The 17,838-nt window shown below is 38.8% G+C and carries 16 protein-coding genes; 6 read left to right on the top strand and 10 right to left on the bottom strand.

What is annotated here, in order from left to right; genetic code table 11:
• The first annotated feature begins 327 nt into the window (after positions 1 to 327).
• Complete coding sequence (gene secA, locus Q4489_RS09210) at positions 328 to 3,027, top strand: preprotein translocase subunit SecA (RefSeq protein ID WP_303479358.1); 2,700 nt, start codon at positions 328 to 330, stop codon at positions 3,025 to 3,027.
• A gap of 72 nt (positions 3,028 to 3,099) precedes the next feature.
• The gene (gene mutT, locus Q4489_RS09215; protein WP_303479361.1) at positions 3,100 to 3,516 is read left to right on the top strand and encodes an 8-oxo-dGTP diphosphatase MutT; all 417 of its coding nucleotides are present in this window, start codon (positions 3,100 to 3,102) and stop codon (positions 3,514 to 3,516) included.
• Between the two features lie 119 nt (positions 3,517 to 3,635).
• On the opposite strand, the gene yacG is transcribed toward mutT, so the two are convergent.
• The 10 genes from yacG to Q4489_RS09265 form a co-directional block, all read right to left on the bottom strand.
• Positions 3,636 to 3,872, bottom strand: coding sequence for a DNA gyrase inhibitor YacG (gene yacG / locus Q4489_RS09220; RefSeq protein ID WP_074498274.1), 237 nt, complete (start codon positions 3,870 to 3,872; stop codon positions 3,636 to 3,638).
• Positions 3,873 to 3,935: 63 nt separating this feature from the next.
• Positions 3,936 to 4,682, bottom strand: a complete 747-nt coding sequence (zapD, locus tag Q4489_RS09225) for a cell division protein ZapD (RefSeq protein ID WP_303479363.1) — start codon at positions 4,680 to 4,682, stop codon at positions 3,936 to 3,938.
• Positions 4,683 to 4,760: 78 nt separating this feature from the next.
• Entirely contained in the window at positions 4,761 to 5,366 is a 606-nt protein-coding gene (gene coaE, locus Q4489_RS09230; protein WP_303479366.1) for a dephospho-CoA kinase, read from the bottom strand.
• Complete coding sequence (locus Q4489_RS09235; protein ID WP_303479369.1) at positions 5,366 to 6,250, bottom strand: A24 family peptidase; 885 nt, start codon at positions 6,248 to 6,250, stop codon at positions 5,366 to 5,368. The genes coaE and Q4489_RS09235 overlap by 1 nt, the downstream gene beginning before the upstream one ends.
• 172 nt (positions 6,251 to 6,422) lie before the next feature.
• On the bottom strand, positions 6,423 to 7,670 hold the full coding sequence (locus Q4489_RS09240; protein ID WP_303479371.1) for a type II secretion system F family protein: 1,248 nt from the start codon (positions 7,668 to 7,670) through the stop codon (positions 6,423 to 6,425).
• 31 nt (positions 7,671 to 7,701) lie between these two features.
• A complete protein-coding gene (gene pilB / locus Q4489_RS09245; protein ID WP_303479375.1) occupies positions 7,702 to 9,408 on the bottom strand; it encodes a type IV-A pilus assembly ATPase PilB in 1,707 nt (568 codons plus the stop codon).
• A gap of 154 nt (positions 9,409 to 9,562) precedes the next feature.
• Positions 9,563 to 9,976: a prepilin-type N-terminal cleavage/methylation domain-containing protein gene (locus tag Q4489_RS09250; protein ID WP_303479378.1), complete on the bottom strand. Its 414-nt coding sequence runs from the start codon at positions 9,974 to 9,976 to the stop codon at positions 9,563 to 9,565.
• A gap of 42 nt (positions 9,977 to 10,018) precedes the next feature.
• Positions 10,019 to 10,444: a prepilin-type N-terminal cleavage/methylation domain-containing protein gene (locus Q4489_RS09255; RefSeq protein WP_303479380.1), complete on the bottom strand. Its 426-nt coding sequence runs from the start codon at positions 10,442 to 10,444 to the stop codon at positions 10,019 to 10,021.
• A 340-nt stretch (positions 10,445 to 10,784) separates the two neighbouring features.
• Positions 10,785 to 11,684, bottom strand: a complete 900-nt coding sequence (nadC, locus tag Q4489_RS09260; RefSeq protein WP_303479382.1) for a carboxylating nicotinate-nucleotide diphosphorylase — start codon at positions 11,682 to 11,684, stop codon at positions 10,785 to 10,787.
• An 11-nt stretch (positions 11,685 to 11,695) separates the two neighbouring features.
• Positions 11,696 to 12,217, bottom strand: coding sequence for a TIGR02281 family clan AA aspartic protease (locus Q4489_RS09265; protein ID WP_303479384.1), 522 nt, complete (start codon positions 12,215 to 12,217; stop codon positions 11,696 to 11,698).
• A gap of 66 nt (positions 12,218 to 12,283) precedes the next feature.
• Here Q4489_RS09265 and ampD point away from each other — a divergent pair, with 66 nt between their 5' ends.
• From ampD to aceE, 4 genes are all read left to right on the top strand, one after another.
• On the top strand, positions 12,284 to 12,874 hold the full coding sequence (ampD, locus tag Q4489_RS09270; protein WP_303479386.1) for a 1,6-anhydro-N-acetylmuramyl-L-alanine amidase AmpD: 591 nt from the start codon (positions 12,284 to 12,286) through the stop codon (positions 12,872 to 12,874).
• A 120-nt stretch (positions 12,875 to 12,994) separates the two neighbouring features.
• Complete coding sequence (gene ampE, locus Q4489_RS09275; protein ID WP_303479387.1) at positions 12,995 to 13,927, top strand: beta-lactamase regulator AmpE; 933 nt, start codon at positions 12,995 to 12,997, stop codon at positions 13,925 to 13,927.
• A gap of 333 nt (positions 13,928 to 14,260) precedes the next feature.
• Positions 14,261 to 15,016 carry a pyruvate dehydrogenase complex transcriptional repressor PdhR gene (pdhR, locus tag Q4489_RS09280; RefSeq protein ID WP_303479532.1) on the top strand — a complete coding sequence of 252 codons (756 nt, stop codon included), beginning with the start codon at positions 14,261 to 14,263 and terminating at the stop codon, positions 15,014 to 15,016.
• Between the two features lie 137 nt (positions 15,017 to 15,153).
• Positions 15,154 to 17,832, top strand: coding sequence for a pyruvate dehydrogenase (acetyl-transferring), homodimeric type (gene aceE / locus Q4489_RS09285; protein ID WP_303479394.1), 2,679 nt, complete (start codon positions 15,154 to 15,156; stop codon positions 17,830 to 17,832).
• The last annotated feature ends 6 nt before the right edge of the window (positions 17,833 to 17,838 follow it).

Below are 17,838 nucleotides of genomic sequence, written 5' to 3' on the forward strand. Positions count from 1 at the left end.
ATTGCATATGTTGTATGATATTTTTCACGCTTTCTGGCAAGCAATGTATTAGGTAGGTAGTTTTTCTACGTAAACATGCGATAATACGGAATTACTGACAAGTAAGTGCAAATAACAGGGCAATTAAACTCCAGTTTATTAACGATTGATGGCAACCTATTTACCAGGGGTTTAATAGGTGTGAAGGTAAAATCATCAACGTGAGTGGAATGTGCACAGTAAAATTCAATTTGTCCTAGTAAAATGTAAGTTTCTGGTGATCGGCTTAGACCGATCACTTTTATTTTTATAAGCTGAAGAATTTTCTTCTAACAATGGTTATACGAGATGTTTGTAAAGTTAATGACAAAGCTGTTTGGTAGTCGTAATGATCGACTTATCAAACAAATGCGCAAAGAAGTAGAAAAAATAAATGCCTTAGAACCAGCTATCGAAGCGTTGAGCGACGAAGAACTAAAAGCAAAAACTGCTGAGTTTAAAACCCGATTATCAAACAATGAAACGTTAGATGCTATATTGCCAGAAGCGTTTGCTGTTGTGCGTGAAGCAAGTAAGCGTGTGTTTGGCATGCGTCATTTCGATGTACAAATGATCGGTGGTATGGTGCTCAATGACGGCAAAGTTGCTGAGATGCGTACCGGTGAAGGTAAAACACTTACAGCAACCTTACCCTCGTATTTAAATGCATTAACAGGCAAAGGTGTTCATGTTGTTACGGTGAATGATTACTTGGCAAAACGTGATGCTGACTGGTCTCGCCCGTTATTTGAATTCTTAGGGTTGACGGTTGGTTGCAATATACCTGGTATGTCTCCCCCTGATAAAAAAGCTGCGTACGAAGCTGACGTAACCTACGGTACCAATAACGAATTTGGTTTTGATTATCTTCGCGATAACATGGCATTTTCTCCTGAAGAACGTGTACAAAAACCGTTAAACTTTGCTGTAGTTGATGAAGTTGACTCTATTTTAATTGATGAAGCGCGAACACCATTAATTATTTCTGGAGCAGCAGAAGATAGCTCTGAACTATATCGTTCTATTAATGAGTTAGTACCAACACTTGATATACAAAGTGAAGAAGACAAAGATGAAGAAACTGGCCAATCAGCCGACTTTGTTGAAGGTGACTTTACCGTTGATGAAAAAGCTAAACAAATTTATTTAACTGAACGTGGTCAAATTCGTATTGAGCAAATATTGCAAGAAAAAGGCTTAATTGAAGAAGGCGATTCATTATTCTCTGCAAGTAATATTACCTTATTACACCATGTGATGGCTGCACTGCGCGCGCATAAATTGTTCCAAAAAGATGTTGATTATATTGTTAAAGATGATGAAATCATTATTGTTGATGAACATACTGGTCGTACGATGGAAGGCCGTCGTTGGTCAGAAGGTTTACACCAAGCTGTAGAAGCGAAAGAAGGTGTTAATATTCAAAATGAAAACCAAACATTAGCATCTATTACCTTCCAAAACTTTTTCCGTATTTATACAAAACTTTCAGGTATGACAGGTACTGCGGATACCGAAGCTTTTGAATTTAATCATATTTATAGTTTAGAAACTGTGGTTATTCCAACCAACCAGCCAATGGTGCGAAAAGACATGGCTGACTTGATTTATTTAACGGCAGAAGAAAAGTTTGAAGCTATTTTAGAAGATATTCAAGATTGTGTGAAACGAGGCCAGCCAGTACTTGTTGGTACCATTAGTATCGAAACGTCTGAATTTTTATCTTCATTTTTGAAAAAAGCTAAAATTAAACATAAAGTGTTGAATGCTAAATTTCACCAAGAAGAAGCTGACATAGTCGCTCAAGCAGGTAAAGTTGGCGCAGTAACAATTGCCACGAATATGGCAGGACGTGGTACGGATATCGTTTTAGGCGGTAATTTAGATTCTGCCATTGCAGCGCTTAAAAACCCAAGTGAAGAAAAAATTGCCAAAGTAAAAGAAGAATGGCAGGAAGAACACGATAAAGTGCTTGAGTTAGGCGGTTTACATATTGTCGCAACAGAACGTCATGAATCACGCCGTATTGATAACCAATTACGTGGCCGCTCTGGTCGCCAAGGTGATCCTGGTTCTACACGTTTTTATCTATCGATGGAAGATTCGTTAATGCGAATTTTCGCTTCTGAACGCATTACTAACATGATGCGTAAATTAGGCATGGAACGTGGTGAAGCAATTGAGCACCCTTGGGTGACAAAAAGCATTGAAAATGCACAACGTAAAGTTGAAGGTCGCAACTTTGATATTCGTAAGCAATTATTAGAATTTGATGATGTAGCGAATGATCAACGTAAAGTTATTTATGAACAACGCAATGAGTTAATGGATGAAGCAGACATTAAAGAAGTGATTGCGAATATTCGAACTGATGTTGTTAATAGTGTTATTGAACAGCATATTCCGCCACAATCTCTTGAAGAAATGTGGGATATTGCCGGGTTAGAAGAGCGCCTAAAAGGTGACTTTGCGATTGAGATGCCAATCGCTCAATGGCTTGAAGAAGACACAAAACTGCACGAAGAAACATTACGTGAGAAAATTCTTGAGACCATTGAACAAGAGTATCAAACAAAAGAAGAAATGGTTGGCCCTGATGTATTGCGTCAATTTGAAAAAGCTGTGATGTTACAAAGTTTAGATTCACATTGGAAAGAACACTTAGCGGCAATGGATCACTTAAGACAAGGAATTGGCTTACGTGGTTATGCGCAAAAAAATCCTAAGCAAGAATACAAACGTGAGTCGTTTGAACTGTTTTCAGAGATGCTAGATAACTTGAAGCATGATGTAATCGGTATTTTAAGTAAAGTAAGAATTCAAGCTGAATCTGATGTTGAAGCCGTTGAAGAGCAACACAGAAAATCAGACGAAGCACCTAAAGCCTTTACTCATGAATCAGCCAGTGAACCTGCAGGTGAAAACGCGATACCACGAGTTGGTCGTAATGAACCTTGTCCATGTGGTTCAGGTAAAAAGTATAAACAATGTCATGGCAAGCTTAGCTAAGTTTGAAAAATTGATAATATTAAAAAGGGCTTTTTTAAAGCCCTTTTTAATGGCTAATTTTGAGTGAATAAAATGAATACAAAGGTAAAACAAGTTCATGTTGCTGTAGGTGTCATTATTAATGGCGATCAAATATTTTTAACTAAACGACTCGACAACGCGCATCAAGGCGGAAAATGGGAATTTCCTGGTGGTAAAGTTGAACAAGGTGAAAGTGTTGCTGGAGCTCTGCATAGAGAGCTGCAAGAAGAGGTAGCGATAGATATCTTATCATGCTTACCATTGATTAAAGTATCACATGACTACGGCGATAAAAGTGTACTGCTTGACGTGTATATAATTGATAATTACCAAGGTGAGCCTTGTGCTCAAGAAGGCCAAGGTGAAGGTTGGTATCATGTAGAAGAACTAAAAGCCCTTGAGTTCCCTAAGGCAAATGAAGCGATTATTGATGCTGTAACTGCTTGGTTTCAAAACAACAATGAGTGAATAGCCATGCTTAAATGCCAAGTTTCAAACCTATGAAATAGCTTGGCATTATTAACGCTAAACTACTGCAATAGGTGTACAGGGGAACGGCTGGTTATGCTCAATTTAGCTTATCTCGATTATTCAGGTTCGATGAAAAACTTGCTGTGTTGTAACACTTCTTCTTCGAGTTGGTCTATCATTTCTTCTGTCAGAGGAACATCTTGTTGAATTGGTTGGGTTATCTTGTGATTTTCGTCGGCCCAATCGCCAAGATCAATTAAACGACAGCGCTCACTGCAAAAAGGTCTGAATTTACTCGATGCTTGCCAAATTACGTCTTTTTGACAGGTTGGGCAATTCACGTTAATGGTCATTTATTCCTCCCATAAAAAATGCGTATTATAACAGTAGATTTTGTAATTGATATAACAGATGGTTTAGCAGCGGGCTAACTCAAAGGGTATCGCTAAATCACAGTACTTACGACCAGTTTGTTCACATGGGCACATAAATCGAATGGAATATCGTATGCGGTTACCACTTACCGTTGGGTAATACTCAGCGCCTTCAGGTACTTTCATTCTTAACAGCAATAACCCGTCACCACTTTCTTGAAAAAAACCATTATTGGTATTTATTTGCTGATAAGTTCCACGTTGACGGATAAACTTGAGAATTAAAGCAAGCGCTTGATACATGTTCTCAAGCAATGAAAGCCACTCTGATTGCTGCTCACGCGTTTGTTGTTCTGGCTGAACTAACCAAAATCGAAGTTGTGGTAAATCAAAGCTAGAGCTGCCTCCTTGCATAGCAAAGCGCTGCTTGAGTGTAGCAAGAAATTTATCGTCTTTAAGTTGTAACCACTGCGGTGAAGGAGATTTTAATTGGCTTAAAAGTGCAACAGTTTCTCTTAAGGTATCTTGTAATGCACTGTTATCAATTTCTGGAGACTTAGACCAAACGACAAGGTTTTGTTCTAACTTTTCTAAATCTTTTATTAAATCACCGCGTATGTCGTTTCTTTCAAGGGTATCAAGAATAGCAAATAATGCGTTGAAAAATACTTGGTGACTTAATGATATGTCTAGCGTTAAACATTCCTCCACCTGAGCAAATAATTGCTCGAGTTTTAAATAGTTTCGGATCCGTTCGTTCAAAGGGTGTTCGTATAAAATGCTAGTCATAATCACTTTTTACTGGGAATCTAACCGCTTATCTTAACCATACATAAATTAAATGGCTAATTTTTTAGGGAAATAGTTTTAATTCTTTGCTAATTCTAAGTATTTTAGGTGAATTTCTTTCACTTTTTCATTCAGTTGTGAAAACGTTAGGGTAGTGTTACTGATTATGTCATCAGCAAGCAAACACTTTTCTGTTCGAGGCATTTGACTGTTAATTATTGCGCGAATTTGTGTTTCGTTACTGTTGTCCCGTTTTACACTACGCGATATTTGTGCGTCTTGTTCTATATCAATTAATAACGTGCGATCAGTATATTTATCTAAACCATTCTCAAATAATAGTGGTGCAGAAAGTACCGCGTATTCACTTTGTGCGGCAGCCAATTTGTCGAGTAATTGTTGCCTAATGAGTGGGTGCAATAAACTATTTAACCATTGTTTTTCATGTTCGTGTTGGAAGATTAACGATCTTAACGCACTTCGGTTTAGAGACTTATCTTTGTTGAGGATTGAGTTGCCAAAATGTGCCTCGATTTTATTCAACGCATCACTTCCTTTAGCCACTATTTCACGAGCAACAACATCGGCATCAATAATATCGATGCCATATCCGGCTAATTGATCAGAGACAGTGGTTTTTCCGCTTCCGATTCCGCCGGTTAAACCGATAATTAACGACGCCATTATAGTAGTAAATCAAGGTACCATTGCCAGATAGCTTGTCCCCATAATAAACACACCCAACCAGCGACAGCAATATATGGACCAAAAGGGATTGCTTGCTCACGCCCATGTCCTTTAAAAAGTATTAATGCAATGCCAACGATAGCACCAACGGCTGAAGACATTAAAATTAATAAAGGTAGTAATTGCCAGCCCATCCATGCGCCAAATACGGCAATAAGCTTAAAGTCACCGTGTCCCATGCCCTCTTTACCTGTTATTAATTTAAACAACCAAAACACACTGTATAAGCTTAAATAACCGGCAACTGCACCAATTACAGCTTCATCTAAAGGAACAATCAAGCCGTTAATATTAATCAACAGCCCTAACCATAATAAAGGGTAAGTGATTTGATCGGGCAGTAACATATGATCAAAATCAATCATGGTAAGGCAAATCAGACCCCAAGTTAGTAATAGAACGGCTATTGTTGTTGCGGACACATCAAAGTGTACAGCAACAACAATACTTAATAGTGCGGTTATTGCTTCGATAATAGGATATCTTGCAGAGATCTTCTGTTTACATTGACTACATTTTCCACGTAAAACTAACCAACTGACAACCGGAATATTTTCATAAAAGCGGATCTTATGCTGACAATGCTGACAAGTTGATGCAGGTTTTGATAAAGTGATTGGCGACTGTTCTTTTACAGGTTGAGCGCTGAGTTCATCAGCTAAAAATTCCCGACACTCATGGTACCAAGTTTGTTCTAACATTTTGGGTAAGCGGTAAATAACCACATTTAAAAAGCTACCAATTAATAGCCCTAAAATACCAACGGTAAGATAAAAGCTAGCTGGGGAGGTGGAAAACAATAATTGAAAATTTTCTAACACAATGACACTGCCTTAATAAAAACTAAAGACAGTGTAAGCGAATGCTTTTGAAAAGAAAACTAGCTAATGCGTATTGAATTTGTCTAGGTCTTTATACTTGAACTACAGCGCCTTACACAACATCGTTTGAAAATGACAAAAAACATGAAGCAAAGTGCACTATTATTGATGACTAAACCACTTGACCGATTTGGAAAATCGGTAAATACATCGCGATAATTAAACCACCAATAACGACACCTAATACCGCCATGATCATTGGCTCGAGCAAACTGGTTAATGAATCTACCGCATCGTCTACTTGCTGTTCGTACACGGTAGCTACTTTTGCTAGCATATCATCAACAGCACCTGACTCTTCGCCAATCGCTACCATTTGAATCACCATATCAGGAAAAATATTACAATTACGCATCGCTAAATTCATCTGCATACCCGATGAAACTTCTGCACGAATATCTAAAATTGCATCACGAAATACTGCATTGCCTGAGGCACCAGCTGCAGATTCTAAAGCGTCAGGCAAAGGTACACCGGCAGCAAAAGTGGTTGATAATGTGCGTGCATAGCGGGCAACGGCTGCTTTTTGCAATAAATCACCAATGACTGGAATTTTTAAAATATTTTTATCAACAGTATCTCTAAGTTTTAAGCTATTTCTGTGGGCTCTTTTGAACAGAAAACCCGCTCCAAACAATATGCCTAATCCAATATACCAATAGGCTTGCATAAATTCTGATATGCCAATAACCATAAGGGTAAAGGCAGGAAGTTCCGCACCAAAACTATCAAAAATTTCTTTAAATACAGGTACAACAAAAATTAACAGGATGGAGGTAACAACAGCGGCAACCACTAATACCGCAATAGGGTAGGTCATAGCCTTTTTAATTTTTGCTTTTAACGCTTCTGCTTTTTCTTTATAGGTAGCAATGCGGTCGTATATGGTTTCTAGCGAGCCTGATTGTTCACCTGAATTCACAAGATCGCAATACAAGTCGTCGAAATAACGCGGGTGCTCTCTTAAACATTCTGAAAGCGGAATACCCGATTGTAGTTTATTACCTATATCACCGAGTAATTTTTGCATTTTACCATTGTTATGGCCTTTTCCGATCATCTCGATGGTTTGTACTAACGGTACACCAGCGCCAAGCATCGTAGCAATTTGTCGAGTAATTACAGCAATATCGGCGGGTTTTATGGGCTTATCACCACCTAAGCCAAATAACGGTTTAGGTTTCTTTTTTACGCGGCCAGGAGTTATACCTTGTTTGCGAAGTTGTGCTTTAAGCTCCATCATATTAACAGCGGAAAGTTCGCCATTAACTTTTTTGCCTTTACGGTTTACACCATGCCATATAAAGACATCTAACGCTTTGGGCGCGGCTACTTTTGCTTTTGTTGCTGACACTGCCATACACTATTCCTGCTATCGCTGAGTGTTGTTGCTATGAATTCGTTACACGGTTTACTTCTTCTAAACTGGTTACGCCTTGCATGGCTTTTTTCAACCCAGACTGCCGTAAATTGTTAAAGCCTTCTTTTTGACATTGTGCGGCAATATCTAATGAATTGCCACCTTTCATAATGATGCTGGAAATACGCTCGTTAATGCGAATAACTTCATAAATACCCACACGGCCTTTATAACCACCAGTACACTGTTCACAGCCGACAGGTTTAAACAAGGTCATATTATCTAGCTGTTCAGGTAAGAAGCCTTGATTAAGCAGCTCAGGCTCAGGGATATGTTCTTCTTCTTTACATTGCGTACATAATCTTCTTGCTAAACGTTGTGCAATAATGATTGTGACAGAGCTTGCCACGTTATAAGAAGGAACGCCCATGTTTAAAAGTCGTGTCAGGGTTTCTGCGGCAGAGTTTGTGTGTAACGTTGATAAGACTAAATGGCCTGTTTGGGCCGCTTTTATCGCGATTTCTGCGGTTTCTAAATCACGAATTTCACCCACCATGACAATGTCGGGATCTTGCCGTAAAAATGAACGTAACGCACTAGGAAAGGTTAACCCCGCTTTGGTGTTGATTTGAACCTGGTTGATACCTTCTAAGTTAATTTCCACTGGATCTTCTGCGGTAGAAATATTTCGCTCTGCGGTATTTAAAATATTTAGGCCAGTATAAAGAGATACCGTTTTACCAGAACCTGTCGGCCCGGTTACTAGTATCATGCCTTGTGGCTGCGCTAGGGCATCCATGTATATTTGTTTTTGTTCTGGCTCGTAACCGAGCATATCAATACCAAGCATGGCGCTAGAAGAGTCTAAGATCCTCATTACTATTTTTTCGCCCCACATGGTGGGAAGGGTTGAAACACGAAAATCAATTGATTTTCGTTTTGATAATGCGAGTTTTATCCGTCCATCCTGGGGGACACGTCGTTCTGCAATATCTAATTTAGACATTACTTTTAACCGAGCCGCCATACGCGATGACAAAGCAATAGGAGGTTTAGCGACCTCAGTTAAAATGCCATCAACACGAAAACGAATACGATAAGATTTTTCATAGGGCTCGAAATGTAAATCAGAGGCCCCTTTTTTAATGGCATCCAGCAGTATTTTATTGATATACACCACAATAGGCGCATCTTCTTTATCGCCTGTTGCGGTATCTTCATCATCGTTACGATCTTCTTGAACATCTATACCCGATAATTCTTCGGTATCAATATCGCTGATATCAAGCGCGCCGCTTTCTTCTTCTAAGACTTTTTCAATGCAATTGTGTAATGCTTTTTCATCCACTAATACTAATTCGGTGGTAAAGCCGGTATTAAATTGAATTTCTTCTAGGGCATCTAAATTTGTCGGATCTGAAATGGCAACATAAAGCACTTTTCCACGTAAAAATAGCGGTAAGGCATTATGTTTTCTAATGAGTTTTTCGTTACGTATACCTTCGGGAACAAGGCTGGTATCAAAGTGTGCTAGATCAATTAATGGGTAACCAAAGCTTCTTGATAATATAGTGGCAATTTTTTGCGCGTTATAGTTTTTATCTTCTACAAGAAAGCGTACAAAAGGTTTTGATTGCTGAATAAAATCTGCACTGATTTTATCGACCATTTCAGTCGGTACTAAATCATGCTTAGATAAAGCAGACAAAACGCTAGATTGTTGATGCAGTCCTTTCATAACACCTTGGTTACATTAAATTTATATTATTATTCTACAGTGTAACGCATTTTTGTTCACAATCACAAAGAAGGGGAATGTTTTTGTGAGAAAATTAATTTTCGTAAAATTGTAGACCCTTTAAAGTTTTAAGTAATTGTTATTAATATAATTATTAACAGAGCCCTGACGCTATACAGCCACCTGTGCCGTTTGACCATAACACTCTTCCACCGGTTACATTGCCGATTAAAATGTAGGTATCGCCAGAAGTAATACCACCAATATTATCTGGTATGACGGTAATGGTTATTTGAGTAGCATTGCCAGAAAAGGTTACCGTATCAACTAGCGTTGTTGCTGACCATTCAGGTTTTTCGGGTAAAGTGCTGCAATCAGCAACCATATCGGTTTGAACGCATATATCGATTAATTTTCGTGCTGGATCTGCAGCAGCAACAACTGTTGCAAAGCGTGCACGGTCAGAATAAGTTTGAAAGGCAGGGATAGCAATAGCGGCTAAAATACCAATGATTGCTACAACAATCATTAATTCAATTAAGGTAAAACCGCTATTTAATTTTTTCATAATTCAGAAAGCAAAAAGCTCCCGTAGGAGCTTAATAACTGATTAACATAAACCAGCAGCTTGACATGTACCGCCAGGTGTCCACTGAATTGGCGCTGTAACACCATTTGGTGTCATTGTATATGTCACATTATTTACATCTGTAGCAGTAATTACACCATCTACTACTTCTACTTTAGATACTTGTCCACTTGCACCAGCAGCAGCAGGAATACCGTTAGTACCGTGATCTGCATCTGCTAGAGCGGTAATTCTGCCAGTTTGTGCGGCAACTTCAAACGCACTTTTGTATGGCGTTACTGCAAGTACTACTTCTGAAAACTCAGCGCGATCAGAGTACGTTTGATAAGCTGGCAACGCAACAGCAGCCAAAATACCAATGATTGCAACAACAATCATCAATTCAATTAAAGTAAAACCTTTTTGGCCTTTTTTAGCGGTTAAAATGTTTTGTAGTGTCTTTTTCATAATAAGTAAATCCATACTAGTTATTACGGGGGCTAAATTCATACTGCGCCAAAAAATGCGAAATGTAAAATATTGTGTGCAATTTTTTTCGAATTTTTTTTATATTTACTTGTTTTTGTACTAAATCGGGCTGATTTTTAATAAGTTGGTAACGAGCTAAGCAAAAAATAAACCGATAATTGTTAAAAGTTTTGCTCTACGTAAGTGCGACTTTAAATGGTTATTCTTTAACATTAATAAGCGAATTGAAATTGGGTTAGATTAGCTTTAGGTGAGCGCACAGACCATCCTTTTTATAGAATGAACTGTGCAGTTTTAGTGTTGGTTTATTGCTATCTGGCTAAACAAAGCGCATTGAAAGGTCAATAGCATTAACATGCTTAGTGATGGCACCTACTGAAATAAAATCTACGCCAGATTTCGCATAAGTCGTTAAGGTATCAAAGGTCATATTACCGGATACTTCCAGCTTTGTTTTACCTGCTGAAATACTCTGAGTTAAGGCTACCGCTTGTTCGATCATTTCTGGTGTGAAATTGTCTAGCATAATAATATCGGCTTTAGCTGTTAATGCTTCGGTAAGCTCTTCAATACTTTCTACTTCCACTTCAACTGTTTTTGATGGATGATTTTGGCGTGCTGTTGTAATCGCTTTGGTTATTCCACCACAGGCTGCTATATGGTTTTCTTTGATTAAGAATGCATCGAACAGGCCGACACGGTGATTAACACCGCCACCACATGTTACTGCATATTTTTGTGCCAATCTTAGACCAGGAATGGTTTTGCGGGTATCTAGTAATTTAGTGTTTGTGCCAGACAAGCGTTCAACGTATTTAGCGGTAACGGTTGACGTTGCTGATAAAGACTGTAGAAAGTTTAATGCTGTGCGCTCGCCAGTCAGTAAGGTTCTTGCATTACCTTTAAGTTCAAATAAAGTGGTGTTTGCTTTTACTGTTTGGCCATCGTTGACGAACCAAGTAATGTCAGTGTTTTGTGCTTTACTGTTAGCGAGTACACTATCCAGTTGGGTAAATACTTGATTTACCCATTCTACGCCGCAAATGACACAGTCTTCACGTGTGATCACTGTTGCTACAGATTGCTCATCGGCAGGAATAAGCTCGGCGGTAATATCAGCGGATGAAGTAATATCATTCAGTGTATTTACACCTAGATCTTCACACAAAGAGCGAGTGACCGATTGATTAATATCATTTGTTAATTGCGCAGAAAACATGAATAAGTCTCTTATCTTTCTTTTAAAGTCAGTTGGGTACCAGATTGGTTAAATTCTACCTGTTTCAGTGCGCTCATGCCTAATAGAATTTCATCTGATTTCATACCAGGGTTAATGCTAGCGCGTACATCGTATAAAAATAAGTTACCAATGCTAAGCTCATTGAGCGTGGTATCAAAAACTCGTACGTTGCCATTGGCAGTTTGGGCAATATGGCTACCCGTACTTGTTAGGTTAAGGTTATCAGCAATATGCGCCGGAATAGAGACATTGGTAGCGCCCGTATCTAATAAAAATGTTACGGCCTTACCATTAATTGTGCCTTTAACCACATAATGGCCTGCTCTGTTTTGGGCTAAAACCACCTCGGCTTTTCCTGAATTAGACAGACGAAATTCAGGTGAGCTATTAGGGTTCCATTGTTCATCGAGCAGATCTTGAAAGAAAAAAACAAGTAAGCCAATGGCGATTATCCAAGCTACCCAAACAAAATATTTTGCAAAGCTTATTTCCGGTGGTGTTTTCTGGTTCAAAACTTTTAATCACTCCCGTGTCGCAGTATGATGCGTTTAAATGTACATCGATATTGTAAGATGATTATGACTGATTCACTATCGCAAAGTGAACACAAAATTGTAAAAGGTTGGTACTCGAAAGCTGAAAAATGCGAATCACCGCACTTTGATATTCGCGAACAATGTTTACCAAAAGATATCAGTTTATTGGTTATTCATAATATTTCATTACCCGCTGGTGAGTTCGGTGGCCCATATATCAGTGATTTATTTTTAGGTCGTCTTGACAAAAATGCTCATGCGAGTTTTAACGAAATATATCAATTACGGGTATCTGCGCATTGCTTGATCAGACGTGATGGGCACATTGTACAATATGTTTCCTTCGATCATCGTGCTTGGCATGCGGGTGTTTCTTCATACTTAGGGAAGTCGAAATGTAATGACTTTTCCATTGGTATAGAGTTAGAAGGTACTGATAACATTCCTTATACTGATGAACAATACAAATGTTTAGCAGAATTAACGCAGTTACTGAAATCAACTTACCAGCAAATCAATGGAAACATCACGGGGCATTGTGACATTGCGCCAGAGCGAAAAACAGATCCTGGCCCCGCATTTGATTGGCAGCGTTATAAATCGTTACTTAACACGTTATCTGGTGTAAATTAGAAACAGAATAAATGAGTAGCACTCATTAACCTTGTGAAGTCAGAATAGAATATACCTTTAATTGAACATAGCTACTTACTAAAAGTATACAGCAACAATAATGGAAAAATGGAAGCAATCATGAGCTTGATCAGTTTATTAATTGCCTTAGCCGCAGAAAAGTTCCTTTCTTCGTCAACATGGCAATTCAGTGTTTATTACCAGCGTTACTTAAAAATGTTTAAAAAAATTAAAACATTGGCAGCACCACAACGCTCAATGGTGGCAAATGGGATTTTTATCATAGTACCCACAGCACTTTGTTATATAGTGCTAAGCATAATTAGTGACGGTATATTACATTTAATTGTTTCTACGTTGGTTTTGATCGTTTGTTTTGGTTGTGTAAAAACGCGGGATACCTATAAACAGTATTTGATGGCAGCATTTCGTGGTGAGCAAACTACCTGTAGCTTATACCACCAACAACTGATTCAAGATAAAAACTTACCTGAACTAGGTTTTGGCCAATCATTAGTATGGTTAAATTACCGTTATTTTATTGCCATCATGATCTTTTTTGTGCTTTTTGGTGCACCTGGGGCTTTATTTTACCGTTTGCTCACGAAACTTAATGAATCACCAAAATGTCAACTTGAGCGTAAAGAGCAGTTAATGAAAGCTGATTTGGGGGAGAGCACTGCCGTTGATGATCATGAAGCAGTTACTGAGCAACAACAAGAAGCAGGATATGATGAGTACCCAGAAGTTAAGCGCTTTAACAGCAAGTTGTTGTTTTTTGTTGATTGGTTGCCAGTCAGAATAGTAGCCTTTGGTTATATGTTGGTGGGCCACTTCTCAAAAGCACTGCCTATTTGGTTAGAAAATTTGTTTGATGTTGAAAAATTACCACATAAGGTATTGATCAGTGTTGCACAGCGATCAGAAGACTTAATGATCGAACAAGACGACTGTACTGCTGAGCCTTGTTTGTTAGTAAGGCTAGCAAAACGAACGCTATTGTTATGTTTAGCTGTTGTCGCAATTTTAATTTTAACAGGCGTAATTAGCTAAGTTTTTGAATTTATGAACTAATTATTTTTTGTTGATACATATTTGTGTTTTATTTTAACAGCCTTTAGTTTTTCTAAAGGCTTATTTATATTGAATTTTCGCATTTTTTCTCGTTAATTTCTCTACGATTCGCCGCCAATTTTTGTGATTTATTATTGTTGTTTTTTTCAACAACTAGGCTATGTTCTATTTACATTGCTGCTGTTGTTTGTTATTTTTACATCAGTTTTTACATTGGTATTACCAATTTACCACGATGATTTGGTGCTGAATAATGCACGATTTTGCGTGATAACATTTTGTATAAGATGGATATTTATGGTGCTTCCTAACATCAAACAGCCACTAAAACAGGCAAAGCTTTCAGATGTGATTCAATCGCAATTGGAAACGATGATTTTAGAAGGAAGTTTGAAGGCTGGGCAAAAATTACCGCCTGAACGTGAACTGGCGAAACAGTTTGATGTTTCACGGCCTTCATTAAGAGAAGCAATACAAAAGTTAGAAGCAAAAGGCTTAATTAATCGCCGCCAAGGCGGTGGTACTTTTGTTAGTGATCAAATTTTAAAGGGGTTTTCTGACCCGCTGTTTGACTTAATGGCGACAAGTAATGAGTCACAATTTGATTTATTAGAATTTCGCCATGGCATTGAAGGTATGTCTGCTTACTACGCAGCCATGCGTGGTACGGCTGCTGACTATGAGTTGATCAAAGAAAAACATGAAGCGATTGGTAATGCTCAAATTGAGCAAAATTATCATGAAGAAGCCGCGGCAGTTTATGAGTTTTATTTAGCGATATGTGCTGCCTCGCACAATGGTGTTATTTTACATCTTGCCAGAAGCATGTCGCTACTGGTGATAGATAACATCGAGAAGAACCTTACAATTTTGGCGCAACGTCCTGATATTTTCGCCAAAATTGCAGAATATAGAACACGATTACTCGACGCTATATTAAGCGGGCAACCGCAAAAAGCTTGGGGCGCGAGTCATCGACATTTAGCATTTATTGAAGAAGTTTTACTGAATTTGACTGAAGAACAAAGCCGTATGGAACGTTCAATTCGTCGAATGCAGCGAATTTAAGCCATTAAGCCATTAAGGCATAAGGTTAAGAAGTTGGCAGATTCATGCTTACTTGGTTGTCGCTAGCGATAATAAAAGTAATCGTCAATCTACAAATTTTACATTTATAAATAACAAATCGGAGACTAAGTAATACTATGTCTGAGCTCCCAGAAAACATGGATATCGATTCATTAGAAACAGAAGAGTGGATTGAATCAATGGAAGCGGTTTTGGAAAACGAAGGTCCAGAACGTGCTCATTTCTTATTAGAAAAGCTAATTGATCAAGCGCGCCGTAGTGGCACACATTTACCGTTTGATGCAACCACAGCGTATGTAAACACCATTCCTCCTGGGCAAGAACCGCACATGCCGGCGGATCAAACTATTGAGCAGCGTATACGCGCTGCGATTCGTTGGAATGCGATGGCCTTAGTTTTACGCGCATCGAAAAAAGATTTAGAGCTAGGTGGCCATATTGGTTCATTTGCTTCTTCTGCAACACTCTATGATGTAGGTTTCAATCACTTTTTTAAGGCAGCAACGCCGGAAAATGGTGGTGATTTTATTTTCGCTCAAGGCCATATTTCTCCTGGAATTTATGCTCGTGCCTTTTTAGAAGGACGTTTAACGGAAGAGCAAATGGCAAACTTCCGTCAAGAAGTGGATGGTAAAGGGCTTTCATCTTATCCTCATCCTCATTTAATGGATGACTTTTGGCAATTCCCAACAGTATCTATGGGCTTAGGTCCATTACAGGCCATTTACACAGCTCGTTTTCTTAAGTACTTAACGGATCGCGGTATCAAAGATTGCTCTGAGCAACGTGTCTATTGCTTTTTAGGTGACGGCGAATGTGATGAGCCAGAATCATTGGGTGCAATTGGCTTAGCTTCTCGTGAAGGCTTAGATAACCTAACGTTCGTGATTAACTGTAACTTACAACGTTTAGATGGTCCTGTGCGTGGTAACGGTAAAATCATTCAAGAATTGGAAGGTACCTTCCGCGGCGCTGGCTGGGAAGTGATTAAAGTAATTTGGGGTTCTTATTGGGATCCATTAATTGCTCGTGATACTTCTGGCAAGCTTGTGCAATTAATGAATGAAACCGTTGATGGTGAATATCAAAACTGTAAAGCGAAGGGCGGTAAATATACTCGCGAGAAGTTCTTTGATAAATACCCTGAAACGTCAGCGATGGTTGCTAATATGTCAGATGAAGATATCTGGCGTTTAAACCGTGGTGGTCATGATCCTGTAAAAGTATATGCAGCCTATGAAAAAGCAATTAAAACGAAAGGTCGCCCAACGGTTATTCTTGCTAAAACCGTAAAAGGTTTTGGTTTAGGGCAGTCAGGTGAAGCTCAAAATGTTGCACACAATGTCAAGAAAATGGACATTGAATCAATCAAGCAATACCGTGATCGCTTTAATATGCCAATTGGTGATGATCAAATTGAAGAGTTACCGTTCTTCAAATTTGATGAAGACAGCCCTGAAATGCAGTACATGCGTGCTCGCAGAGAAGCGCTAGGCGGTTCATTACCAGCACGCCGCGTGCAAGCTGATGAACAATTAGAAATTCCATCATTAAAAGCGTTCGATGCCATTACAAAAGGTTCTGGTGATCGCGAAGTGTCATCAACCATGACATTCGTGCGTGTATTAAATGCCTTATTAAAAGACAAGAAAATTGGTAAACGTGTCGTGCCAATTATTCCGGATGAAGCGCGTACTTTCGGTATGGAAGGTTTATTCCGTCAAGTAGGTATTTACGCGAATGAAGGACAAAAATATGTTCCTCAAGATGCGGATCAAGTTGCTTATTATCGTGAAGATAAAAAAGGCCAAGTGTTACAGGAAGGTATTAATGAACTAGGTGCAATGGCCTCTTGGGTTGCTTCTGGTACTTCGTATTCGACATGTAATGCAACGACTATCCCGTTTTATATCTATTACTCTATGTTCGGTTTCCAACGTGTTGGTGATTTAGCATGGGCTGCTGGCGATTCGCAAGCGCGTGGTTTCTTATTAGGTGCTACGGCGGGTAGAACAACCCTGAACGGCGAAGGTTTACAGCATCAAGACGGTCATTCACATGTACAAGCGGGTCTTATTCCAAACTGTGTTACTTATGATCCAACCTACGGCTATGAAGTTGCGGTGGTTGTACAAGACGGTTTACGTCGCATGTACGAAGAAAATGAAAATGTTTTCTATTACTTAACGTTAATGAATGAAAACTATCAGCATCCAGCTTTACCAGAAGATAAAGACATTGCTGAAAAGATTATTAAAGGGATTTACCAACTAGAACGCGTTGAAGCAAAATCTGCTAAAGCCAATGTTCAATTAATGGGGTCAGGTACAATTTTACTTCAAGTTCGTGAGGCTGCACAAATTTTGGCAAATGATTACGGTGTATCTTCTGATGTATATTCTGTTACTTCATTTAATGAGTTAGCACGCGAAGGCCAAGCGATAACACGTGACAATATGCTAAACCCAGAAGCTGAGGCAAAAGTGCCTTATATTACGCAAGTGATCACGAAAGAGGCAGGTCCGGCTATTGCCGCGACTGATTATGTCAAAGCATATTCAGACCAAGTACGTGCCTTTATTGATACAGAGTATCGTTGTTTAGGTACGGATGGTTTTGGTCGTTCTGATAGCCGCGCTAATTTACGTCGTCATTTTGAAGTGAATGCTGCTTACATTGTCGTTGCTTCATTATATGAATTAGCCAACAGAGGTGATGTTGAGCGTAAGGTTGTAACAGAAGCAATTAAGCGTTTTGATATTGATACTGAAAAACTTAACCCGCTTTACGCATAATTAAGA

Origin of the sequence: Thalassotalea sp. 1_MG-2023 (assembly GCF_030546745.1) — a bacterium.
GTDB lineage: Bacteria > Pseudomonadota > Gammaproteobacteria > Enterobacterales > Alteromonadaceae > Thalassotalea_C.